At 69.5% G+C, this 4,033-nt stretch carries 5 protein-coding genes; 3 read left to right on the forward strand and 2 right to left on the reverse strand.

Annotation, left to right across the window (positions count from 1 at the left end; all coding sequences use genetic code 11):
• Positions 1 to 764: DUF72 domain-containing protein (locus VF697_RS26460; protein WP_331099498.1), on the reverse strand; the 764-nt coding region annotated here is incomplete at its 3' end.
• Positions 765 to 1,062: 298 nt separating this feature from the next.
• Between VF697_RS26460 and VF697_RS26465 the strand changes: the two genes are divergently transcribed.
• On the forward strand, positions 1,063 to 1,395 hold the full coding sequence (locus tag VF697_RS26465) for an HPF/RaiA family ribosome-associated protein (RefSeq protein ID WP_331099499.1): 333 nt from the start codon (positions 1,063 to 1,065) through the stop codon (positions 1,393 to 1,395).
• A 67-nt stretch (positions 1,396 to 1,462) separates the two neighbouring features.
• Here the strand turns inward: VF697_RS26465 and VF697_RS26470 are convergent, their stop codons facing one another.
• Entirely contained in the window at positions 1,463 to 2,479 is a 1,017-nt protein-coding gene (locus VF697_RS26470) for a class I SAM-dependent methyltransferase (RefSeq protein ID WP_331099500.1), read from the reverse strand.
• A 243-nt stretch (positions 2,480 to 2,722) separates the two neighbouring features.
• Between VF697_RS26470 and VF697_RS26475 the strand changes: the two genes are divergently transcribed.
• Together VF697_RS26475 and VF697_RS26480 are read left to right on the forward strand one after the other, a co-directional pair.
• Positions 2,723 to 3,025 (forward strand): (2Fe-2S) ferredoxin domain-containing protein, encoded by a 303-nt coding sequence (locus VF697_RS26475; protein ID WP_331099501.1) that lies wholly within the window; start codon positions 2,723 to 2,725, stop codon positions 3,023 to 3,025.
• A 268-nt stretch (positions 3,026 to 3,293) separates the two neighbouring features.
• The coding region (locus tag VF697_RS26480) for a DUF4339 domain-containing protein (protein ID WP_331099502.1) at positions 3,294 to 4,033 on the forward strand (740 nt) is incomplete at its 3' end.

Below are 4,033 nucleotides of genomic sequence, written 5' to 3' on the forward strand. Positions count from 1 at the left end.
GCGTTGACGATGCCCTTGCCGCGCACGTGGTTGTTGGTCACCACGTACACGTCGCTCACCCGCGGGTGCGCCGCCATCTCCTTCGTGCGCTCGGCCCACGGTTTCAGCTCCTTGGCCGTGTACAGGTAGTCGTAGCGCTCCAGCGCGCTCGCCGTCTTGCGGAACCAGTTGCGGTAGTTGCGCCCGTGCACCCGCACGTACCCCACCGAGGACGTCACCCGCGCGCTCGGGCCCAGCGAGCTCTTGAAGAGCGGCTGGTCGATGTTCACGAAGCCCACGCCCCGCTCCGCCAGCTCCGCGAACACGTCCCGCTCGTTCCACGACTCGTGCCGCACCTCCAGCACCAGGGGCCAGTCGGAGAACTCCGTCACCAGCGCGTCCAGCCAGTCCCGGTTCTCCTCGGTGTTGCGGAACGACCAGGGGAACTGCACCAGCACCGCGCCCAGCCGCCCGGCCTCGTGCATCACGTCCAGCCCGGCCCGCACCTGCCGCACGTCCTCGGCCTTCCACACCGCGTCCCGCTCGTGGGTGAAGCGCTTCCACAGCTTCGCGGTGAAGCGGAAGTCCGGGTTGAAGTCCGTGCGCTCCAGCCAGAGCTCCACGTTGTGGCGGCTCACCGGGTGATAGAAGCTGGTGTTCAGCTCCAGCGCGTCGAAGTACCCGGCCATGAAGGCCAGCGGGTCGAACCCCTTCGGCTTGGGTTTCGGGTACACCACCCCCGCCCAGTCGTCGTAGCTCCATCCCGCAGGGCCGATGCGAATCACGCGCGCGCCTCCTCCCGGGTGATGGAGAAAGGTGGGGACGGCTCCAACGCCTCGCAGCGCGAGCCCGCTCGGCCGTCCTGGGAGGAGGGGGCCGGCCCGTGCGGTGCTTTTGACTCCCCGTGTGTCCCCGCGCCTCCTTCCGCAAAGGCTGCGCGCCCATGGGCGGCCACCGCAAACCCTGCGCTCCGGGCCCACTCCAACCCTCGGGATTCAGGGGGAATAAGCGTTGGCGCTCCGTATGCAATGGAGAGAGGGCGTCACCACGGCTCCAACGGGGAGCCACTCAAGAGGCGCGAAGATGAAGCGAAACCTGCAGATCACCTTCCGTGGCATGAATCCCAGCGATGCCCTCTCGGAGCACATCCGCGACAGCGCGGACAAGCTCGAGCAGTTCTTCGACGGCATCACCGGCTGCCATGTGGTGGTGGAGGAGCCGCACCGGCATCATCAGCAGGGCAAGCATTTCCACGTCCGCCTGGACATGCACGTCCCCGGCAAGAACATCGTGGTCGACCGCGAACACGGCGAGCGGGCCACACACGAGGACCCCTACCAGGCCGTGAACGATGCCTTCGATGCCGCCCGGCGCCAGCTGCAGCACTACGCCGAGGGGCTTCGCGCCCACCGTTGAAGCGCGTGAGTGACGGGGGAGGGCTCCCTTTCAGCGGGGCCTTCCCCCTTGTGCGTTTCCGGGGGCCTCAGCGGCGGACCGCCTCGATGTAGGCGATGTTGCCGATGTCGTCCCGGAAGAGCCGCTGCGAGGCCAGCTCGTTCCGGGGGATGTCCTGGAGCCACTCGCGCAGCTCGGGCTCCTCCCGGTAGATGAGCCACCAGTCCATGAAGGCCTCCATATAGGCCTTGCAGCCCGTGTCGAAGGTGCTGTCGGTGTAGTTGGCCAGCAGCAGCCGCCCGCCAGCGCGCAGCATCGAGAAGAGGATGCGGCTCAGCCGGATGGCCACGGACTGGGGCAGGTAGTCGTAGAGCCCCGCCGCGTAGACGAAGTCCAGGTCGGAGAAGGTCTGCTGCCCTCTCAGGAGCGCCTTGACCGAGCCGGGCACCGCCTCGACTCCCAGTGGCACCAGCTCGCGCTGGACCACCGCCAGGCTCTTCGGATCCTGGTCGAGCGCCACGAACCGGCCGAGCCGCCGCTCCCGCACGGCCTCGGAGAGCTGGGCCTCGCGCAGGTGACCGCAGGCCACCGAGAGGATCCGGGCACTGGGACGCTCCTGGGCGATCTCGTCGATCCGCCGCGCCAGCATGTCCCGTCGCCAGCGGAGGCTGATGGCGCTTGGCTGCTCGTACATGAACTGGCAGAGCTGTTGGCCCAGCTTCGAGGCGCGGGTCTGCTCCGGCATGTCCGTGCGGTACATGAGGTCGAGCAGCACCGCGTCCCCCGCGTACCCGCGCGGCCTCGCGAAGCTCCGGCGCGCGATGGGATCCTGGTGCACGAACTCCCGGATGGGGTGCGAGAGACACGCCTGGCAGAAGCGCTTCCAGTCCTCGTGGACCAGCACCGAGCGCGCATGGCCCAGCGTGGAGAACAGGGTGCACATGCCCAGCATCGTCTCGCCACCCGCGAGCGCCGCATGAGCCCGGTTCAGCCCTTCCCAGTGGTAGGCCCACCCGTCACCGAGCTGGTCTGGCAGCCGCCGCTCCACCGACTCGCCACCGTACGTCCCCTGTTGCGCGCTCTCCCCGCGGATGAGCTCTGCCATGTCTGTCCTCCAGGCTCGTTACATGCTGAAGGGCAGAACACTTACATTACGCACTCGCAGTCTCAGACTCAGCGTGTCCGCCTCGTCGCCGTCCCAGGACTCGATGGAAGGCACGTCCCTCGCTTCGTCTGGCACCCAGGGAAGCGAACGGAATGGGTCGCTCCGCCGCTCGTCATGCCGCCGTCCTCGCCTCACGTGGGGGATTCATCGCCCGAGGGCGAAGGGTTGGGGGAGTGGCTCTCCATGCGTGAACCGGACTCGCGGAAGACACAGGCCCAGGTGTGCCAGCGCTGCCTGATGCGGCTCGACACGAGCGCCGGGGGCGTGGACCTGCCGCGCCGCATCCGCGCCACGCTCGCCGCGCGGGAGGGCACCGAGCACGTCCGTGTCAGCCTCACCGGGTGCCTGGGGTACTGCCCCGTGGGGCGCGTCAGTGTTCAGCTCTTTCGCGACGGCGAGGCCTCGGATGTGGTGTTGGTCGACCCCGAGAGGAATGGGGCGGAGCTGATCTCGCACCTTCCTTGCCCATCCACGGAAGCGCCGTAGTCCGGTTGTCCAGGGGTTTGTGCTTCTCCAGGAGTCCCGAGCGTCAGGCGCGGAACTTTCTTCCTCGGAAAGCGCTCGGAACCGGATGGTGTAGCTCGTACCGAAGGACATGAATCCTGGCGGCCCCCTCGGACGTCCTTAGTTTCGGCCCTACAAGCTGTCCCGCTGTTGGGGTGGTCGGGGGCCGGAAGGAGGGCGTGTGGGCGGACACCATTCAGGTATCGAGGGCACATCCATTTCGCGTGCGGGGGGGGGTGCACGGCCTCCCGTGCTCTCCCCACCTCAGTCCGAGGAGACCCCCGTCAGCGTCCAGGCCGTGCTGGGCCCGGTGCGTCCGGACGACATGGACGCCATCTTCGACGACGCGCTCTTCGGCGCACCGGCGGCGGAGGCCACTCCGGTGGAGGCCCCGGCCGAGTCGGAGTCGGCCGCGTGCGTGGCGGTGGGCTCCGTGGAGTGGTTCGTGGAGCGAGCGGGGCAGCCCTCGGGGCCCTTCAGCCTGGAGCGGCTGCGCGAGCTGTGGCACCAGAGCGCGCTCAGCCCCGACACCCTCTGCTGGTGCGAGGCCTGGTCCCAGTGGCGGCCCCTGTCGCGCGTGCCCGAGCTGGTGGCCGCGCTGACGGACGCGGGGCTGCCCACGGTGGCGGCCGAAGCGGCGCCGGCCCAGGCCAGGCAGGAAGAGTCGAAGGCGAAGGTCGTCTCCGCGCTCCCCGCGCTCGTCGCGGAGGAGGAGGCGTGGCTGCGCAAGGTGCAGGCGGAGAAGGAGCAGGCGAAGGAGGAGGCGCGCTCGGCGATGCTCGACACCTCGAGCGCTCCCGCCCCCGAGCCCGTGCTGCCTGCGCACTTCGCGCCGCTGCCCGTGCCCGTGCCCGTGGCTCCGCCCGTGGTGGTGCCGGTGCCGGTGCCCGTGGCTCCGCCCGTCATTCCCGCCCTGGTGATGCCCGAGGCGCCCGTGGCCCCCGAGCCCTCGCGGCGGGGCAGGGGACTCGTGGTCGGCGCGCTGATGGG

The sequence above is a fragment of the Archangium sp. genome (assembly GCF_036388035.1).
Taxonomy (GTDB): domain Bacteria; phylum Myxococcota; class Myxococcia; order Myxococcales; family Myxococcaceae; genus Archangium.